Annotated in this window: 16 protein-coding genes; 6 read left to right on the forward strand and 10 right to left on the reverse strand. The window is 60.2% G+C overall.

All coding sequences use genetic code 11. The features are described from left to right. Positions 1–158: 158 nt before the first annotated feature. The 3 genes from sixA to AB4N74_RS16130 are packed head-to-tail and all read right to left on the reverse strand — an operon-like array spanning position 159 to position 1,999. Positions 159–611: a phosphohistidine phosphatase SixA gene (gene sixA / locus AB4N74_RS16120; RefSeq protein WP_093442248.1), complete on the reverse strand. Its 453-nt coding sequence runs from the start codon at positions 609–611 to the stop codon at positions 159–161. Next, a complete protein-coding gene (locus AB4N74_RS16125) occupies positions 608–955 on the reverse strand; it encodes a DUF4389 domain-containing protein (protein WP_093442243.1) in 348 nt (115 codons plus the stop codon). Before AB4N74_RS16125 ends, sixA begins: the two co-directional genes overlap by 4 nt. Before the next feature lie 18 nt (positions 956–973). Further along, positions 974–1,999, reverse strand: coding sequence for an NAD(P)H-dependent glycerol-3-phosphate dehydrogenase (locus tag AB4N74_RS16130; protein WP_460096621.1), 1,026 nt, complete (start codon positions 1,997–1,999; stop codon positions 974–976). Positions 2,000–2,195: 196 nt separating this feature from the next. On the opposite strand from AB4N74_RS16130, the gene AB4N74_RS16135 reads away from it, so the two are divergent. The 6 genes from AB4N74_RS16135 to AB4N74_RS16160 all read left to right on the forward strand — a co-directional run bounded on the left by AB4N74_RS16135 (position 2,196) and on the right by AB4N74_RS16160 (position 9,728). Beyond that, on the forward strand, positions 2,196–4,319 hold the full coding sequence (locus AB4N74_RS16135; protein WP_460096622.1) for a TonB-dependent receptor plug domain-containing protein: 2,124 nt from the start codon (positions 2,196–2,198) through the stop codon (positions 4,317–4,319). A gap of 1 nt (position 4,320) precedes the next feature. Further along, a complete protein-coding gene (locus AB4N74_RS16140) occupies positions 4,321–5,253 on the forward strand; it encodes an ABC transporter substrate-binding protein (protein WP_320336513.1) in 933 nt (310 codons plus the stop codon). Beyond that, on the forward strand, positions 5,250–7,154 hold the full coding sequence (locus AB4N74_RS16145) for an ATP-binding protein (RefSeq protein ID WP_460096625.1): 1,905 nt from the start codon (positions 5,250–5,252) through the stop codon (positions 7,152–7,154). Before AB4N74_RS16140 ends, AB4N74_RS16145 begins: the two co-directional genes overlap by 4 nt. A 247-nt stretch (positions 7,155–7,401) precedes the next feature. After that, positions 7,402–7,917: a 3-hydroxyacyl-[acyl-carrier-protein] dehydratase FabA gene (gene fabA / locus AB4N74_RS16150; protein WP_003227150.1), complete on the forward strand. Its 516-nt coding sequence runs from the start codon at positions 7,402–7,404 to the stop codon at positions 7,915–7,917. Positions 7,918–7,928: 11 nt separating this feature from the next. Further along, entirely contained in the window at positions 7,929–9,149 is a 1,221-nt protein-coding gene (gene fabB, locus AB4N74_RS16155) for a beta-ketoacyl-ACP synthase I (RefSeq protein ID WP_007968959.1), read from the forward strand. A gap of 390 nt (positions 9,150–9,539) precedes the next feature. After that, a complete protein-coding gene (locus AB4N74_RS16160; RefSeq protein ID WP_077574113.1) occupies positions 9,540–9,728 on the forward strand; it encodes a hypothetical protein in 189 nt (62 codons plus the stop codon). A 70-nt stretch (positions 9,729–9,798) separates the two neighbouring features. Here the strand turns inward: AB4N74_RS16160 and AB4N74_RS16165 are convergent, their stop codons facing one another. The 7 genes from AB4N74_RS16165 to AB4N74_RS16195 form a co-directional block, all read right to left on the reverse strand. Beyond that, positions 9,799–10,341: a DUF2058 domain-containing protein gene (locus AB4N74_RS16165; RefSeq protein ID WP_064391592.1), complete on the reverse strand. Its 543-nt coding sequence runs from the start codon at positions 10,339–10,341 to the stop codon at positions 9,799–9,801. 25 nt (positions 10,342–10,366) lie between these two features. Further along, positions 10,367–11,200 carry a nucleoside triphosphate pyrophosphohydrolase gene (gene mazG, locus AB4N74_RS16170; protein WP_116256332.1) on the reverse strand — a complete coding sequence of 278 codons (834 nt, stop codon included), beginning with the start codon at positions 11,198–11,200 and terminating at the stop codon, positions 10,367–10,369. A gap of 132 nt (positions 11,201–11,332) precedes the next feature. Then, positions 11,333–13,576 carry a GTP diphosphokinase gene (gene relA, locus AB4N74_RS16175; protein WP_077574114.1) on the reverse strand — a complete coding sequence of 748 codons (2,244 nt, stop codon included), beginning with the start codon at positions 13,574–13,576 and terminating at the stop codon, positions 11,333–11,335. A 101-nt stretch (positions 13,577–13,677) separates the two neighbouring features. Beyond that, positions 13,678–15,054 carry a 23S rRNA (uracil(1939)-C(5))-methyltransferase RlmD gene (rlmD, locus tag AB4N74_RS16180; protein ID WP_093442221.1) on the reverse strand — a complete coding sequence of 459 codons (1,377 nt, stop codon included), beginning with the start codon at positions 15,052–15,054 and terminating at the stop codon, positions 13,678–13,680. After that, complete coding sequence (cysM, locus tag AB4N74_RS16185) at positions 15,054–15,956, reverse strand: cysteine synthase CysM (RefSeq protein ID WP_175559687.1); 903 nt, start codon at positions 15,954–15,956, stop codon at positions 15,054–15,056. Before cysM ends, rlmD begins: the two co-directional genes overlap by 1 nt. Positions 15,957–16,192: 236 nt before the next feature. Beyond that, complete coding sequence (locus AB4N74_RS16190) at positions 16,193–17,617, reverse strand: sensor histidine kinase (protein ID WP_099756929.1); 1,425 nt, start codon at positions 17,615–17,617, stop codon at positions 16,193–16,195. After that, positions 17,604–18,326, reverse strand: a complete 723-nt coding sequence (locus AB4N74_RS16195; protein WP_460096630.1) for a response regulator transcription factor — start codon at positions 18,324–18,326, stop codon at positions 17,604–17,606. The genes AB4N74_RS16190 and AB4N74_RS16195 overlap by 14 nt, the downstream gene beginning before the upstream one ends. Between the last annotated feature and the right edge of the window lie 63 nt (positions 18,327–18,389).

Consider the following 18,389-nt stretch of genomic DNA (forward strand, 5'->3'; position numbering starts at 1 on the left):
AGCAAGTGCTTGGTTGGAAAATTCACACAAATAATTTCATGGTTTACGCAGAAACCAATGTGGGAGCGAGCCTGCTCGCGAATGCAGGCTGTCAGACACATAAATGATGAATGACACGCCGCTTTCGCGAGCAGGCTCGCTCCCACAAGGAACCAGCGTTATGGATGTTTGAGGCTGTTAAGGGTCATCGAGCCGATCAGCAGCTCTGCGCTTTCAAGCTCAGCCAACCCGGCAGTACTGACCTTCTCCGGCGGATACCCGGCGCCATGTTGCAGATAACTCAGCAGATTGCCCACCAGCGGGTTGTGACTGACCAGCAGGACGTTGCTCACCGACACCAGTTGATCGGTGACCTTGTCCGGGTCGGTCTCCGGCGTCAGCCACTCGACCGTGCGAATCTCCGGCTCGAAACCCAGCGCCTCACGAACAATCTGCGCAGTCTGTTGCGCGCGCAGATAAGGACTGGCGTAGATCGCCGTCAGCGGCTGGCCGATCAAATGGGCCGCGCTGTTCAAGACTTCTCTACGGCCGTGATCGGTCAGTTCCCGTTCGGAGTCGGGACACGAGCCGTAAGGCACGGCCTCACCGTGACGCAATACCCAGAGTTTCATAGCTTGGGTTCCTCATCTCGAACCGGATGCGGTGCCGGTGCGACGGCGTGCGGCGCTTCACCTTCCGGAGTACGCGGGGTTGGCCAGTCGGCGAACGGCCACGGTTTCTGGTCGCTGTGGAAACTGCCGAAACGGCCGATCTGCGCCAGAAACTGGCTCAGGCTGTCGCCGAAATTCATCAGGCTGGCGTTCGGGGCGCCATAGATCAAACGATAGATCAGTTGCACCAGCACCACCGCGCCGAGGATGAACTGCGCCACTTGCCAGACCAGCACGTAGACGATCATCCACAACACACGCAGAAGGATGGATTCGTACTTGGCTTCGGTTTTCGGATCGTTCATGACTTGCTCCGTGCTGAATCAGTTGAAACCACTGGTGGAAATAAAATCGACGTCGGTTTTCGGCTCGGCCCGCATCAGTAGACCGATCACCTGCTCCAGCGTGCGTCCTTCAAAGAGGATCGCATGCAGCCCGGCGACCAGTGGCATGTACACACCGACTTCATGAGACTTGGCCTTGAGCACCTTCAAGGTGTTGACCCCTTCAGCGACTTCACCAAGTCGCGACACCGCTTCGTCGAGACTCAAGCCCTGACCCAGCGCAAAACCGACTTGATAGTTGCGACTCTTCGGCGACGAACAAGTCACGATCAGATCGCCGACACCGGCCAGACCGAGGAAGGTCATGGGATTAGCGCCCTGATTCACGGCAAAACGGGTCATTTCCGCCAGTGCCCGGGTGATCAGCATGCTCTTGGTGTTCTCGCCCATCTCCAGCGCCACCGCCATGCCGGCGATGATCGCGTAAACGTTTTTCAACGCTCCGCCCAACTCGACACCGAAACGGTCAGCACTGGCGTAAACACGGAAGGTACGACCGTGCAGCGCGGCTTGCACGGCTTTACACAGTTCTTCGTCTTCGCTGGCGACCACGGTGGCGGTCAGTGCGTGTTCGGCAATCTCGCGCGCCAGGTTCGGCCCGGACAACACGCCGATGCGCGCCTGCGGGGCGATTTCTTCGAGAATCTGGCTCATCAGTTTGAAGGTCTGGGCTTCGATGCCTTTGGTCAGGCTGACCAGCATCTTGCCGCTCAACCGCTCGGCGTGAGCGGCAAGCACCGTGCGCAACGCGCTGGACGGCAGCGCGACAAAGCACAGATCGCAGGCGTCGAGGGTTTCCTGCAGGTCGGTGACGGCAGTCACCCCCGGCAGAATCTTGATGCCTTTGAGGTAACGCGGGTTTTCGCGATTGACCCGGATGGCCTCGGCCTGCTCGGGGTCACGCATCCACTGCCGGACTTGATGGCCGTTCTCGGCCAAAAGATTGGCCACGGCGGTACCAAAACTTCCGCCTCCCAGGACCGCAATCGGGCGCTGTTCAGTCATATGCAATCCGTTAATCCATACCAGTGGCGATGCCGGCATTATACGGGGCGGCCAACGCGCGGCCAGCCCCAGCAACAATTACCGACACTTGTAGGAAGAAGACCAATAAAACCTAGGAAAATGCCTGCAACGTGACTGGAAATGTCGCTGCCCTCGGTTAACATGCGCGCCAATTCTTCGCTATCAAGGTTGTGTCGTGTCTTTTGGCTCTGCATCCCCGCGTTCGTCCGTCTTACTGGCGCTGCTGTTCAGCCCGGTATTAATGGCGGACGACCTGTTCATGGACAACGAAGCACTGCCCCAGGTGCTGACCGCCACGCGCCTGAAGCAGACACCGGCGGAAGTGCCGGGAAGCATGACCGTAATTGACAACGAACTGATCCACGCCAGCGGTGCCCGCGATATCAGCGAACTGCTGCGACTGGTGCCGGGGATGATGGTCGGCAACATCAGCGGCAATCAGGCGGCGGTCAATTATCACGGCACCAACGCCAGCGAAGCGCGGCGCATGCAGGTGCTGATCGACGGTCGCTCGGTGTACCGCGCCGGTTTGTCCACGGTGGACTGGAGCGATATTCCGGTGGCCATGGAAGACATCGAGCGCATCGAAGTTTTTCGCGGCCCCAACACTGTCAGCTACGGCGCCAACGCGCTGATGGCGGTGGTCAACATCATCACGCGAAACCCGATGGACAGCCACGGTACGCGGCTGAAGTACACCCGTGGTCAGCGCGGCATCAACGATTTCTACGCCAGCCAGGGCACCGGCTGGAATGGCGGCGACTTGCGTCTGTCGTTGTCCGGGCAAGAAGACGACGGCTTCGACAGCGATCGCAGCGGCGCCGATTATCGCGACAGCCGGCGCTTGAACCGTTTCAGTCTCGCGGTCAGCCACACCCTCAGCGATAACCAGAGCCTCGACTGGCAGGTCAACGCCAAGGACGGCAGCAACCAGCGGCCGTACACCTATCGTCCGGTGTTTTCCGGGATTACTGCCGCCGGGAACAACTCCGACGTGGTCGCCAAGGATTACGCCGGCTCGGTGCGCTGGAACCTCGACATCAACCCCGAACACAGCCTTTATATACAAGGCTCGGCGCAACACTGGGATCGTCAGCAAACCTGGCGCGCCTGCGATGCCGAGGTGTCGTTCAGCCCCGAACTGACGCAACTGTGGCAACTCAACCCGAATTACACCGAACGCCTGGCGCGCAACATCACCCGTTTCACCGGCCCCGGCGCTGCGCCCGGCACCCCGCAGGAAATGGCCCTGGCCAATCAGGTGCTCGAGCAATGGCGTAACGGCGCCAGTCGCACCCTGTGCGGCGACATCGACCAGAGCGCACGGGAATCGCGTTACGACCTCGAAGTGCAGGACACCCTCAGCCTGTCCGACAGCCTGCGTCTGGTCAGCGGTATGAACTATCGTTACGACCGCGCCGACTCCGAAACCTACTTCAACGGCACACTGGACGACACCACGTGGCGCGCGTTCGGCCAACTGGAATGGCGTGCCACTGAACACTGGTTGTTGCAGGGCGGTGCGATGTTTGAAGACACGCAACTGATCGGCAGTTCGCTGACCCCGCGATTTGCCGTCAATTACCTGATCAACCCGCGCCACGGCCTGCGCGCGGTTTACTCGGAAGCGATCCGCTCGCCGGACATGTTCGAGAACAACGTCAACTGGAGCTATCAGGTCAGCAACCTGCGGCCTTCAGCTTACGGCCAGTCGTCGGCGCGGTACTTCGTCAAGACGCGCGGCCCGGGCGATCTCGATCAGGAGCACATGCGCTCGCGGGAGCTGGGCTACAACGGCTACTTCGCCGAGCTGGGCCTGGCCCTGGATGTGAAGCTGTTCTACGACGAGATCACCGGAATGATCAGTGAGCCGCTGCGTAACAACCAATACATCGCCAGCAACGCCAACAGCTCGCGGTTTCGTGGCACCGAAACCCAGCTCGACTGGCGCGTGAGCCTGGCCGACCGCTTACGGTTCACCTACGCCTTCGTCGATGCCGAAGCGAGCAATCCGCTGGATCAACAATTCACCTCACGCAATAGCGGTTCGGCCGGTTGGCTGCGCGATTGGGGCCATGGCTGGAACAGCGCCCTCTTCTATTACGGCGACAACGCGCTCAATGGCTACCGTTTCGAGCGGGTCGACACGCGCATCGCCAAACGCATCCCGCTGGGCAAAGCCCAGCTGCAACTGGCCGGCGTGCTGCAACAGCGCCTCGACCATGAGCCGACCACCTTCGTCGACAATAATTACGACGAGCGTCGGGTGATGTATTTCAGCGCTGAGCTGGAGTTCTAGGATGCGCTACCGGCCGTCACGGAAGCTGCCAACCCTTGGCCACTGGCTGGCCGGGGTTTGCCTGTTTCTGACCGCATGGCTGCATGGCATGGCGGTGCAAGCCGCCGATATTCTGTTGACCGGTGCCGAGGAAAGTCCCGGCGTGCAAGCATTCGTCCAGGCACTCAGCGAATTGCGTCCGACTGACAACGTGCGTTTCCAGCCGCTGGCCAGTCTGCCGGCACCGGGAAAACTGCCTGCCAGTCTGCGCCTGATTCTGCTCGACCTGCCGAGCCTCGACTGGCGCCTGCAAGACCCCCAAGGCCCGGCAACGCTGGTGCTGCGCATCAGTCGTCTGCAAGCGCGCCAGCGCCTCGGCAGCGCGCAACCGGCGCACCTGAGTTTGCTGTGGAGTGACCCACCGCTGAGCCGCCAGTTGCAGTTGATTCGACGCATTCTGCCCCAGGCCCAGCGCATCGGCGTGCTCTTCGATCAACACAGCGAATTCCTCCTCAATGAACTCAATCTCGCCGCTAAACCACTGAACCTGCAAATCGTCAGCCAGCGCTGGGACAACATCCACGACAGCCGCCCGCTGCAAACCGTGCTGAAGAACAGCGACGTGTTACTCGGCCTCGACGACCCCGACCTGTACAACCCGAAAACCGCGAAAAACCTGCTGCTCAGCAGCTATTCACGGCAAGTCGCGCTGGTCGGTCCCAACGTGGCGTTCGTCCGCGCCGGCAGCCTGGCGAGTACCTACAGCGATCAGAACGACTGGCTGGCCGTGCTCGATCATTTGCTCGACCAATCGCCGGCCAGTTGGCCGCGAACGCTCTACCCCGCACGTTTTAAAGTCTCAAGTAATGCGCAGGTCGCTCGTTCCCTAGGGATCGAGCCGCTAAATGAAGCGTCTGTCGCCCAAGCGCTGGCTGAAGGAGAACGCCGTCCATGAGTTTTCGTCGCAGTTGGGACATCAACACCCGCACCCAGTTGATCAGTCTGGGCCCGGCGCTGTTGTTGACCTTGTTGCTGATCAGCTTCTTTACCTTTGTGCGCATTCAGGATCTGCGCCAGGAGCTGAACCACACCGGCCAACTGATCGCCAACCAACTGGCACCCGCCACTGAATACGGGGTGATTTCCGGCAATAACGAAGTGCTGGAAAGCCTGCTCAAAGCGACACTGGCCACGCCCAACGTGCGCTTTCTCGAAATACAGGACAGCGCCAACCGGATTCTGGTGTACGTCGAACAGCCCGCCGCCGCGCACAGTCGCCCGCATCAGGTTGAAGTGTTTCAGGCACCGGTGCGCCTGCAACGCATCGCCCTGCACAATGATTTCTTCCAGGACGGCAAGGTCAGCAACGGCGGGGCCAGCGAGGACTATCTGGGCCGAGTGATCGTTGGCTTATCCAACGATGCCTTCAGCCAGCGCCAGCAGGAGATTCTGTTCAAGGCCGGGATTCTCGCGCTGTTCGCCCTGCTCTTCACCTTCGTATTGGCACGACGCCTGGCCGGCAGCCTGTCGCAGCCGATCCGCGACATCGGCGATGCGGTCAAGGCGATTCAGGACGGCGATTACAAAACCCCGCTGCCGATTGTCGATGACACCGAACTAGGCGCGCTGTCGCAGCACATCAATAACCTCGCCCAGGCTCTGGAACAGGCCAGCCGTGAGCAGCACCAGGCCATGGCGCAACTGATTCAGACCCGCGAAGAGGCGGAAAAGGCCAACAACGCCAAGTCGGACTTTCTGGCGATGATGAGCCACGAACTGCGCACGCCCATGAACGGCGTGCTGGGCATGCTGCAACTGCTGGAAACCACCGAGATGACCGAGGAGCAGGTCGAATACGCCGCCCTTGCCTCGGAGTCCACCGAACACCTGCTGAAAGTCATCAACGATATTCTCGACTTCTCGCGCATCGAACGTTCCGAGCTGGAACTGGAGCACATCCCGTTCAACCTCGCCGAACTGATCGGCGCCTGCGCCCAGTCGTTCCAGCACAGCGCGGTGCAGCGGGGTCTGGCGCTGAACTTGCGCATCCCGGACGACATGCGCGGTTTGCAGGTGCAGGGCGATCCGACGCGGATCCGGCAGATTCTGGTCAACCTCGTCGGCAATGCACTGAAGTTCACCGAACAGGGCCGGGTCAGCATCGAGGCGCAGTGGCAGTCGCTGGATCACGAATTGCTGTGGTTCACCTGTTCGGTGCGTGACAGCGGCATCGGCATCTCTTCTGAAAGTCTGGAGTTGATGTTCAATGCCTTCCAGCAGGCCGACAGTTCGATTTCACGGCGCTATGGCGGCACCGGTCTCGGTCTGCCGATCGCCCGCACGCTGGCCGAACGCATGGGCGGCACCTTGCGCGCGCAGAGCGAGGAAGGTCGCGGTTCGGTATTCACTCTGGAAATTCCCCTGGCACTCTATAAGCAGGCGCTGCCGCCCCTGGCTGCGCCGCGTGCACTGAACGGCAAAGAGCATGGTGAAGGGCGCAATGTCTTGCTGGTCGAAGACAATCCAGTGAACCAGACCGTTATTGAAGCGATGCTGCGCAGTCTGGGCTTTACTGTCAGTGTTGCTACCGATGGCGCACAAGCCGTGCGCAGCGCCGAGGGCAGCGACTTCGAAGTGATTCTGATGGATTGCCGTTTGCCGATCATCGATGGCTATGAGGCCACCCGACAGATCCGTTGCCTACCCGGACGCAGCGAAGTGCCGATCATCGCGCTGACCGCCAACGCCTTGCAGGGCGACCGGGAAACCTGCCTGTCGGCGGGGATGAACGATTATCTGGCGAAGCCGTTCAAACGTAATGATCTGCAGCAGATTCTGCAGCGCTGGGTGTCGTAGTGTGGGCCTTTCGACCATCTGCGACTGGCGTGAAAAGCGAAAGTGCGGCAGTCTTAGGCACCCGAACGAGCCTCAAAAGAGGCTTGAATAAAAATTTCAGTGCACAAGTGTACATTCATGTCCTTGGTGCTGTGACTTTCACCACAACGCAATAGTCTATGAGTAGGCTGCCGGTTCGAGGCATGAACGCTTCGAACGGTCGGGAAGATTTGCCCCACCTGCCGCATGGGATTATTGAGGAGCTCGCATGACCAAACAAAACGCCTTTACTCGGGAAGATCTGCTGCGCTGCAGTCGCGGTGAGCTGTTCGGCCCAGGTAACGCGCAACTGCCCGCCCCGAACATGCTGATGGTCGATCGCATCACCCTGATCAGCGAAGAAGGCGGCAAGTACGGCAAAGGTGAATTGGTCGCCGAGCTGGATATCAACCCTGACCTGTGGTTCTTCGCGTGCCACTTCGAAGGCGATCCGGTGATGCCGGGCTGCCTGGGTCTGGATGCCATGTGGCAACTGGTCGGTTTCTTCCTGGGCTGGCAAGGCCTGCCGGGCCGTGGCCGTGCGCTGGGTTCAGGCGAAGTGAAGTTCTTCGGTCAGGTGCTGCCGACCGCCAAGAAAGTCACCTACAACATTCATATCAAACGCGTCCTCAAGGGCAAGCTGAACCTGGCCATCGCCGATGGTTCGGTGACTGTCGACGGTCGCGAAATCTACACCGCCGAAGGCCTTCGCGTCGGCGTGTTCACCTCCACTGACAACTTCTAAGGGTTATTCGCATGCGCCGCGTCGTTATCACTGGTCTGGGCATCGTTTCGTGCCTGGGCAATGACAAAGAGACCGTCTCCGCTAACCTGCGTGCAAGCCGCCCTGGCATCCGGTTCAACCCGGAATATGCTGAAATGGGTCTGCGTAGCCAGGTTTCCGGCTCCATCGACCTCAACCTTGAAGAACTGATCGATCGCAAGATCTATCGCTTCGTCGGCCACGCAGCCGCGTACGCCTACCTGGCCATGAAAGACGCCATCACTGACTCCGGCCTGACCGAAGAGCAAGTGTCCAACCCGCGTACCGGCCTGATCGCTGGTTCCGGTGGTGCTTCCACGCTGAACCAGATGGAAGCGCTGGACATCCTGCGCGAGAAAGGCGTCAAGCGCGTTGGCCCGTACCGTGTAACGCGGACCATGAGCAGCACCGTTTCCGCTTGCCTGGCCACGCCATTCAAGATCAAAGGCCTGAACTACTCCATCGCATCTGCCTGCGCCACCAGTGCTCACTGCATCGGTACCGCCATGGAACAGATCCAGATGGGCAAGCAGGACATCGTTTTCGCCGGTGGCGGTGAAGAAGAGCACTGGAGCCAGTCGTTCCTGTTCGACGCAATGGGCGCTCTGTCCAGCAAGCGTAACGACACCCCGGAACAAGCTTCCCGTGCCTACGACGCTGACCGTGACGGTTTCGTCATTGCCGGCGGTGGCGGTATGGTCGTGGTTGAAGAACTGGAACACGCTCTGGCCCGTGGCGCGAAGATCTACGCCGAAATCGTTGGCTACGGCGCAACGTCCGACGGCTACGACATGGTTGCCCCAAGTGGCGAAGGCGCGATCCGCTGCATGCAGATGGCGATGTCCACCGTTGATACGCCGATCGACTACCTGAACACCCACGGCACCTCGACTCCGGTCGGCGACGTCGCGGAAATGAAAGGTGTGCGTGAAGTGTTCGGCGACAAGGCACCAGCGATCAGCTCGACCAAGAGCCTGTCCGGTCACTCCCTGGGCGCCGCCGGCGTTCACGAAGCGATCTACTGCATGCTGATGATGGAAGGCAACTTCATTGCCGGTTCCGCCAACATCGACGAGCTGGACCCTGAAGTGGCCGACCTGCCGGTGCTGACCAAGACCCGCGAAAACGCCACCATCAACACTGTGATGAGCAACAGCTTCGGCTTCGGCGGCACCAACGCCACGCTGGTACTGAAGCGCTGGGAAGGCAAGTAATTCCCCCCGCTTGAGCCACACATGAAAACGCCCCGACTGGTTCGGGGCGTTTTTTTTGCCCGAAGAAAATAGCAGGTACACCGCAAAACCCTGTGGGAGCGAGCCTGCTCGCGAATGCGATATTCCAGTCATCCTATCGTCGTCTGCCCCACTGAATTTGCGAGCAGGCTCGCTCCCACAATGGATTTCGGCGCTTCTGAAAATGAAACTTCTGTCATGAAACTTTGCCCCCTGCGACCGAATGTCGCGGATTACGCGGGCTGCAGCACTGTTGCAAAAAACGCAATAACACCTTGCGCAAATCAAGCGTTTACTTAGCAAGCTAACAAATCATATAAAAGAGTCCTGCACACGCCTTGCTGCAGATAACTTGAGATTTGGAGCTAGCAGATGACTGTAAAAGTAACTGAACGCGACGATTCACACATGTCCCACGAAGGCGTAGCCGCCGGTATCCGCATCTGGGACGTGCATCAACAAGACTTGCTGGTCGGCATGTTCCACAACGAGATCGATGCCCACAACTACAAGGCCGAACTCGAAGTGCAAGAGCAACAACGCGAAACCCGCTCCTCCTGATTCAACCACAGCATTGAAAACGACAAACCCCGCCATGAGCGGGGTTTGTCGTTGTTACAGCTTTATCGATTTACCACATCAGGTCATCAGGGATCTGATACGCCGCGTACGGATCGTCCTCGGTGCTGACCTCTTCGGTCTGCACGTTGAGCTGGACGATGCGCTGTGGATCGCGCTCCTGGATCTTCAGGGCCGCTTCACGCGGGATCACTTCGTAGCCGCCGGCATGGTGCACGATCGCCAGCGAACCGCTGCTGAGCTTGTTGCGCATCAGCGTGTTTACCGAGAGGCGCTTGACCTTCTTGTCGTCGACGAAGTTGTAGTAATCCTCGGTGGTCAGCTTCGGCAGACGCGAGACTTCGATCAGTTGCTTGACCTGTGCTGCACGCGCCTTGGCTTCGGCTTTCTCTTTCTGCTGGCGGTTCAGCTCCTGGTCACGCTTGACCTTCTCGGCCATGGCTTCCTGGGCGGCACGCTGCTGCGAGTCATCCAGTTCGATCTGACCTTTGTGCGCCAGACGTTGCTGCTTTTGCTTGTCCTTGCTGACCTGCTTGGCCTGCTTTTGGTTGACCAGGCCTGCTTTGAGCAACTGGTCGCGAAGGGAAATACTCATGGTGCTTACTCACTTGGGCAGTGGCTCAGCCGCAGCCGGGCAAATTCTTTTCCTGACGTTTGGCTTCACCCCACAGGGCGTCCAACTCTTCGAGGGTGCAATCTTCTATGGGACGGTGGGTGTCGCGCAATGCCTGTTCGATAAATCGGAAACGTCTTTCGAACTTGCCGTTGGCGCCACGCAGCGCAGTTTCCGGGTCGACCTTCAGATGCCGGGCCAGGTTGACCACGGAAAACAGCAGATCGCCGATCTCGTCAGCCACGGCGACGGCATCGTTTTCGGACATGGCTTCGAGGACTTCATCAAGTTCTTCGCGCACCTTGTCGAGCACCGGCAAGGCGTCCGGCCAGTCGAAACCGACCTGGCCTGCGCGCTTCTGCAACTTGGCCGAACGCGACAATGCCGGCAACGTTGCCGGCACGTCATCGAGCAGTGACAGTTGCTCGGGCGCGGCAGATTTCTCCGCGCGCTCTTCAGCCTTGATCTCTTCCCAGCGCTGCTTGACCTGTTCTTCGCTCAAGCGCGGCACATCCAGCGGCGCGTAGAGATCACCGGTGGGAAACACGTGCGGGTGACGACGGATCAGCTTGCGGGTGATGCTGTCGATCACCCCGGCAAATTCAAAGCGCCCTTCTTCCTTGGCCAACTGGCTGTAATACACCACCTGGAACAGCAGATCGCCCAGCTCGCCCTGCAAGTGATCGAAGTCGCCGCGCTCGATGGCGTCGGCCACTTCGTAGGCTTCTTCGAGGGTGTGCGGAACGATGGTCGCGTAGGTTTGCTTGATGTCCCACGGGCAACCGTATTGCGGATCGCGCAGACGGTTCATCAGGTGGAGCAGGTCTTCAAGGCTGTACATCATTTATCTCTCACCACAAAACCCATGTGGGAGCGAGCCTGCTCGCGAAAGCGGTGTGTCTGCAACAATGATGTCGACTGACACACCCTCTTCGCGAGCAGGCTCGCTCCCACAGTTGATCGGCGTCGGTGTTCAAGGGGTACGGTTACGCCGCGTTTCGATGATGTTCGGCAACTGCGAAATCCGCCCGAGCAACCGCCCCAGCGCATCCAGCCCCGGGATCTCGATCGTCAGGGACATCAGCGCGGTGTTGTCTTCCTTGTTCGAGCGGGTGTTGACCGCCAGCACGTTGATGCGCTCGTTGAGCAATACCTGCGAGACGTCACGCAGCAGACCGGAACGGTCGTAGGCGCGGATGACGATGTCCACCGGATAGGTGAGCACCGGCACCGGGCCCCAACTGACCTGGATGATCCGCTCCGGCTCGCGCCCACCCAGTTGCAGCACCGAGGCGCAGTCCTGACGGTGAATGCTCACGCCACGGCCCTGAGTGATGTAGCCGACAATCGCGTCGCCCGGCAGTGGCTGGCAGCAGCCGGCCATCTGCGTCATCAGGTTGCCGACGCCCTGGATCTGAATGTCGCCGCGCTTGCCCGGTTTGTAACCGGTGGCTTTGCGTGGAATCAGTTCCAGCTGCTCGTTGCCGCGTTCCGGTTCGACCAGTTGCTGCGCGAGGTTGACCAGTTGCGCCAGACGCAGGTCGCCGGCACCGAGGGCGGCAAACATGTCTTCGGCGGTTTTCATGTTGGCCTTGTCGGCCAGCTTGTCGAAGTCCACCGCAGGCAGACCGAGGCGCGTCAGTTCACGCTCGATCAGGGTTTTACCGGCGGCAACGTTCTGGTCGCGCGCCTGCAATTTGAACCAGTGAACGATCTTCGCCCGCGCCCGCGAGGTGGTGACGTAACCGAGGTTCGAGTTCAGCCAGTCGCGGCTCGGCGTACCGTGCTTGCTGGTGATGATCTCGACCTGCTCACCGGTCTGCAGGCTGTAGTTGAGCGGCACGATGCGCCCATTGATCTTCGCGCCACGGCAGTTGTGGCCGATCTCGGTGTGCACGCGATAAGCGAAGTCCAGCGGTGTCGCGCCCTTCGGCAAGTCGATGGCGTGGCCATCGGGGGTGAAGATGTAGACCCGATCCGGCTCGATATCGACGCGCAGCTGTTCGGCCAGACCACCGATATCGCCCAGCTCTTCATGCCACTCGAGGACCTGTCGCAGCCAGGAGATTTTCTCTTCGTAGTGGTTGGAGCCTGATTTGACGTCGGTGCCCTTGTAGCGCCAGTGCGCGCAGACACCGAGCTCAGCCTCTTCATGCATCGAGTGCGTACGGATCTGCACCTCGAGCACTTTACCCTCAGGGCCGATCACCGCCGTGTGCAGCGAGCGGTAGCCATTCTCTTTCGGGTTGGCGATATAGTCGTCGAATTCTTTCGGGATGTGCCGCCACAAGGTGTGGACGATGCCGAGCGCGGTGTAGCAGTCACGCATTTCCGGGACCAGCACGCGCACCGCACGCACGTCGTAGATCTGGCTGAATTCCAGACCCTTGCGCTGCATTTTGCGCCAGATCGAATAGATGTGTTTGGCCCGGCCGCTGATGTCGGCATCGACGCCGGTGGCCTGCAATTCATCCTTGAGCTGGGTCATCACATCGGCGATGAAACGCTCACGGTCCAGCCGTCGCTCGTGGAGCAACTTGGCAATCTGCTTGTATTGATCCGGCTCGAGATAACGGAAGGACAAGTCCTCCAGTTCCCATTTGATATGACCGATGCCGAGGCGGTGCGCGAGCGGCGCATAAATATCGAAGACTTCGCGGGCGACGCGGTTACGCTTTTCGTCGTCGGCGGTTTTCACCGCACGAATGGCGCAGGTGCGTTCGGCGAGTTTGATCAGGGCAACGCGAACGTCATCGACCATCGCCACCAGCATCTTGCGCAGGTTTTCCACCTGCCCTTGCGTGCCCATGACCATCGACTGACGCGGGCTGAGGCTGGCACTGATGGCGGCCATGCGCTGCACGCCGTCGATCAGTTTGGCCACCACCGGGCCGAAGCGCTGGCCGACGGCCGCGAGTTCGATCTGGCCTTCACGCACGCCGCGATACAGGACCGCTGCGACCAGCGAATCCTGATCGAGCTTGAGGTCGGCGAGAATCTCGGCGATTTCCAGGCCAGTACTGAAGCTGCCGGAGCCTTCGGCCCACAGATTCTTCCTGGCATTGGACTGTTGTTCGGCCTCGCGAGCGAACTCGCAGGCTTCTTTCAAGGCTTCGCGATCCAGTGCCAGATCGACACTGACCGCGTGATCGAGCCAAGCCTCGAGATTGATACTGCCGTCAGTGTTGATCGGCTGGTGTGCTCTCACCTGTACCATCTTGCTTTACCTTCCCTACGACGCAGATTCAATGCGTCAAATCGCTGATCCTTGTTGCCCGTTTGCGCTCGCGGGGCTAAAGCGAGCGCTGCGCGGACAGATCAGGCGGATTCAGACGAGCCATCCTGGCTCGCTTCAAATAACGCCATGGCCTCGACATGTGCCGTCTGAGGAAACATATCGAGAATCCCGGCACGTTTTAACCGGTAGCCCTGCTTGATCAATTCGACCGTATCGCGCGCCAGAGTTGCAGGGTTGCACGACACATACACCAACCGTTTGGCACCCAGGGTCGCCAGCTTGCGAACCACCTCGAAAGCACCGTCACGCGGTGGGTCCAAGAGTACCGCAGAAAAGCCGTTTCCGATCCACTGGGCATCGGTCAAAGGCTGGGATAAATCGGCTTGAAAAAACTTTGTGTTATGCAAATTGTTACTAGCCGCATTGGCTTCGGCGCGATCGACCATCGTCTGCACGCCTTCGACCGCAACGACTTCGCGAACGGTTTTGGCCAGCGGCAAGGCAAAGTTGCCCAGGCCGCAGAACAGATCCAGCACGCGCTCGTCGCTACCGGGTTTCAGCCAGTCCAGCGCTTGCGCAACCATGGCTTCGTTGACGCCGGCGTTGACCTGGATGAAGTCACCCGGGCGGTACGCCAGATCCAGATCCCACTGTTCCAGGCGATAGCCCAGCGCCTGGGTCGCATCGACCGGTTGCGGCTCGCCTTCGCCATGCAGCCATAATTGCGCTTCATGGAACTGGCAAAATTCCTTGAGAATGGTCAGATCCGCTTCCGACAACGGCGCCATGTGCCGCAGCAGCACCGCCAGTGACGAGCCACTGAACAACTCGACATGGCCCAATGCTTGCGGTTTGCTCAAACGACGGAGCATCTCCGGCAAACGGGTCATGATCGGTTGCAAGGGCTGTACCAGCACCGGGCATTCGTTGATCGCGACGATGTCCTGGCTGCCGGCGGCACGGAAACCGACTTCGAGTTTCTTCGCCTTCATGTCCCAACGCACCGCGATGCGGGCACGACGGCGATAGCCAAATTCGGGACCGGTCAGCGGCGCTGCCCACGCGTCAGGTTCGACACCGGCGACACGCGACAATTGCTCGGCGAGCATGCGCTGTTTCAGGGCAAGCTGTTCGCTGTGGGGCAAGTGCTGGACGCTGCAACCGCCGCAACGACCGGCGTGCTGACACGGTGCCGGGCGACGCAGTTCGCTGGCCTTGAACACGCGCTCGGTGCGCGCCTCGACCACTTTGCCGTGGGCGCCGAGCACCCGCGCTTCGACCTCTTCGCCGGCGAGGGCGCCGAGGACGAACCAGGTTTTACCTTCGAAAAACGCAATACCGCGACCATCATTGGCCAGGCGCTCAATGGTCAAGCGCTGCTTTTTGCCGGTCGGAATTTGCGCGGCCTTGCTCCCGCCCGTGGGCTGGAAGCGCAGGCCTCTCTCGTGCTTGGCCATCAGTTAGGCGCGTCGAAAATGCCGGTCGACAGGTAACGGTCGCCACGGTCGCAGATGATCGCGACGATCACCGCGTTTTCAACTTCTTGGGACAGGCGCAGCATCGCTGCCACCGCACCGCCCGAGGACACGCCGCAGAAGATACCTTCTTCGCGGGCCAGACGACGGGTGACGTCCTCGGCCTCGCTTTGCGCCATGTCGACGATACGGTCGACGCGGTCGGCCTGGTAAATCTTCGGCAGGTATTCCTGCGGCCAGCGGCGGATGCCGGGAATGGCCGAGCCTTCCATCGGTTGCAGACCGACGATCTGCACGCTGTCGCTCTGCTCTTTCAAGTAGCGCGACACGCCCATGATGGTGCCGGTGGTGCCCATCGAACTGACGAAATGGGTAATGGTGCCCTGGGTCTGACGCCAGATTTCCGGACCTGTGGTGGTGTAGTGCGCCTCAGGATTGTCGCCATTGGCGAACTGATCGAGCACCTTGCCACGGCCTTCGGCTTCCATCCGCTGGGCGAGGTCGCGGGCGCCTTCCATGCCTTCTTCCTGGCTGACCAGAATCAGCTCGGCACCGTACGCGGTCATCGCCGCTTTACGCTCGGCGCTGGAGTTGTCCGGCATGATCAGGATCATCTTGTAACCCTTGATCGCAGCGGCCATGGCCAGCGCGATCCCGGTGTTACCCGAGGTCGCTTCGATCAGCGTATCGCCGGCGTGGATCTGCCCGCGCAATTCGGCGCGAGTGATCATCGACAACGCCGGACGGTCCTTGACCGAACCTGCCGGGTTATTCCCTTCGAGCTTGAGCAATAGGGTGTTGCTGGTAGCACCGGGCAGGCGCTGCAAACGCACCAGCGGCGTGTTGCCGACGCAATCGGCGATGGTTGGGTACTGCAAGGTCATGGCGTATTCGCAATCCAGACGTGCGGGGGCGCCTATCATACCGGCAAACCCGCGCAGGCCATATCACGCAAAGTGCGGTGCTTATGGTTTATGGGAATAAGGGATTGAAAGTCGCACCAGTGGTGCGACTTTTGCGGTGGGTCATCTTAATTGGCGGTGATGCGTATGGCCTCTTCGCGAGCAGGCTCGCTCCCACAGGGAGTAGTGTCAGCAGTGATGACACTATTAACTGTTGATCACACAATCTGCGGCGAACCGAGATCCAATGTGGGAGCGAGCCTGCTCGCGAATGCGTCAGGCGGCGCGAAATCACCCTCAGCGACCAAGCGCAAATTCAACCGCAACCCCGCCCCGCTATTCTCCGCCCAAATCCTTCCGCCCTGACGCTGCACGGCATTGCGCGCGATGCTCAGCCCCAAGCCAAACCCACCATCACCGGGCCGCGAGCCGTCGAGCCGGGTGAACGGCGAAAAGATCCGTTCCAGATCCCCTTCCGCTACGCCGCCGCCCTGATCTTCCAGCCACAGGTGCCAGAAATCGCCATCGCGCCGTCCATCCAGTCGCACGATCCCACCCGGCGGTGAATGCCGAATGGCGTTGCGCAAAATGTTCTCCAAAGCCTGCGCCAGCGTATTCAGGTTGCCACGCACCCAGCACGACGCTTCGACCGAACACTGCAGCTGCAGACTCGGCCAGCCGCTTTCATAACAGGCGTTGTCCGTGAGCATTTCCCACAGGGCCTGAATTTGAATGGCTTCATCCGGCAGCGGCGTGCGGTCGGTATCGAGCCAGGCCAGTTGCAAGGTGTCTTCGACCAGTCTTTGCATACCGTCGACTTCACGACCGATGCGCTCGCGTAGCTGCACCAAATCTTGCTCACTCTCGCTGGCCACGCGCAGACGGCTCAGCGGCGTGCGCAATTCATGGGACAGATCGCGGAGCAATTGCTGTTGCAGAGCGACGGTCGATTGCAGGCGTTCGGACATGGAGTCGAACGCCCGCGCCAGTTCACCGAGTTCATCCGGGCGCTGGGTGATGCCGCTCGACAACCGCACATTCAACTGGTCGGCGCGCCAGGCGTTGGCCTGTTCGCGCAGGTTGTTCAGGGGCACGACCAGCAAGCGGTACAAACCGACACACAGCAATAACGTGAACAACCCGGGAATCACGCCGTTGGTGATGACGCGCCAGAACACCCGGTACTTGCCCGGAACAAATCGTTCGGGCAATTCGATCACCAGGCTGCCGGCAGACGGCTCTTTGGGGAAAGGAATGCGCAACCACGGCCGGCCTTTCTTGTGGATCGGCCAGTCGAGCCCGCGCAAGAAGGTCAGGTGCTGAATTTCCTGATCATTCAGCGGATCATTGCTCAGCGACTGTAAGTTGCCACCGATCACACCGACCCAACTGGCTTCGCGCAACTCCATGCTCTGCAACCAGTCATCGACCCCGCTGCGGCCGCCGTGCTGCCAGGCCTGTTCCGCTTGCGCGGCGTAACGCGTCAGAGTGCCGCGCGCGTCGTCGGAGAGGAACTGGTTGCGCTCCTCCATATAACGTCCCCACGACCAGCTCAGCCAGATCATCAGCAGACAAAATGCGACCAGCAGAAACGCCAGTTTCCAGAACAGTGAATGCCGCCCCGGCAGTTCAGAGCGTTTCATCGGCGGCGCTCAGAACGTAACCCTTGCCCCAGACCGTACGCACTTCCCGCTCGGTGTAACCGATGGCTTTCAGTTTGCGGCGGATCTGGCTGATGTGCATGTCGAGGCTGCGATCGTGGGCCGCGTAGCCGCGCTGCAAAACGTGCTGATAAAGGAAGGCTTTGCTCAGCACTTCCTCTTCGTTGCGATTGAGGGTTTCGAGCAAACGGAATTCGCTGCGCGTCAGCCCGGCGGGTTGTTCGCGGAAAAACACATCGCACTGTTGGTCATCGAAGCGCAGCGTACCGACCGCCACTGGCGTCGCCAGCGGTGCCGGGCGCCGATCCAGCGCAACCCGGCGCAGAATCGCTTCGATGCGCACATGCAACTCGGCCATGCTGAACGGCTTGGGCAAATAATCGTCAGCACCGAGACGGAAACCGCTGATGCGATCCGCCTCGGCGCCGAGGGCCGACATCAGCAGCACTGGCGTCGTGTGGCTCTGGCGCAATTGCGTTAACACCTGCAAACCGTCCAGGCCCGGCAAGAGGATATCCATCAGCACCACGTCGAACGGCTGGCGCGTGGCGATGCTCAGGCCCTCCTGGCCGTTCTGGCACCACGTCACCTGAAAGCCGCTGCGGCCCAGATGTTCGTGAACATAGGCGCCGAGTACCGGATCGTCTTCGATGGAGAGAATGCGTGGCTGGCCAGCGGAAACAGGAGTCATGAGTATCTGCAAGTAATTCTCAGTTGAAACTGATTATTCAAGATTGCCGGGCATCGGGCAACT

Source organism: Pseudomonas sp. H3_C08 (assembly GCF_054669455.1).

What these genes read in the sequence shown, in the direction of transcription:
- sixA (WP_093442248.1), bottom strand. Translation starts at nt 611, where the DNA reads ATGAAACTCTGGGTATTGCGTCACGGTGAGGCCGTGCCTTACGGCTCG.
- AB4N74_RS16125 (WP_093442243.1), bottom strand. Translation starts at nt 955, where the DNA reads ATGAACGATCCGAAAACCGAAGCCAAGTACGAATCCATCCTTCTGCGT.
- AB4N74_RS16130 (WP_460096621.1), bottom strand. Translation starts at nt 1,999, where the DNA reads ATGACTGAACAGCGCCCGATTGCGGTCCTGGGAGGCGGAAGTTTTGGT.
- AB4N74_RS16140 (WP_320336513.1), top strand. Translation starts at nt 4,321, where the DNA reads ATGCGCTACCGGCCGTCACGGAAGCTGCCAACCCTTGGCCACTGGCTG.
- AB4N74_RS16145 (WP_460096625.1), top strand. Translation starts at nt 5,250, where the DNA reads ATGAGTTTTCGTCGCAGTTGGGACATCAACACCCGCACCCAGTTGATC.
- fabA (WP_003227150.1), top strand. Translation starts at nt 7,402, where the DNA reads ATGACCAAACAAAACGCCTTTACTCGGGAAGATCTGCTGCGCTGCAGT.
- fabB (WP_007968959.1), top strand. Translation starts at nt 7,929, where the DNA reads ATGCGCCGCGTCGTTATCACTGGTCTGGGCATCGTTTCGTGCCTGGGC.
- AB4N74_RS16160 (WP_077574113.1), top strand. Translation starts at nt 9,540, where the DNA reads ATGACTGTAAAAGTAACTGAACGCGACGATTCACACATGTCCCACGAA.
- AB4N74_RS16165 (WP_064391592.1), bottom strand. Translation starts at nt 10,341, where the DNA reads ATGAGTATTTCCCTTCGCGACCAGTTGCTCAAAGCAGGCCTGGTCAAC.
- mazG (WP_116256332.1), bottom strand. Translation starts at nt 11,200, where the DNA reads ATGTACAGCCTTGAAGACCTGCTCCACCTGATGAACCGTCTGCGCGAT.
- relA (WP_077574114.1), bottom strand. Translation starts at nt 13,576, where the DNA reads ATGGTACAGGTGAGAGCACACCAGCCGATCAACACTGACGGCAGTATC.
- rlmD (WP_093442221.1), bottom strand. Translation starts at nt 15,054, where the DNA reads ATGGCCAAGCACGAGAGAGGCCTGCGCTTCCAGCCCACGGGCGGGAGC.
- cysM (WP_175559687.1), bottom strand. Translation starts at nt 15,956, where the DNA reads ATGACCTTGCAGTACCCAACCATCGCCGATTGCGTCGGCAACACGCCG.
- AB4N74_RS16190 (WP_099756929.1), bottom strand. Translation starts at nt 17,617, where the DNA reads ATGAAACGCTCTGAACTGCCGGGGCGGCATTCACTGTTCTGGAAACTG.
- AB4N74_RS16195 (WP_460096630.1), bottom strand. Translation starts at nt 18,326, where the DNA reads ATGACTCCTGTTTCCGCTGGCCAGCCACGCATTCTCTCCATCGAAGAC.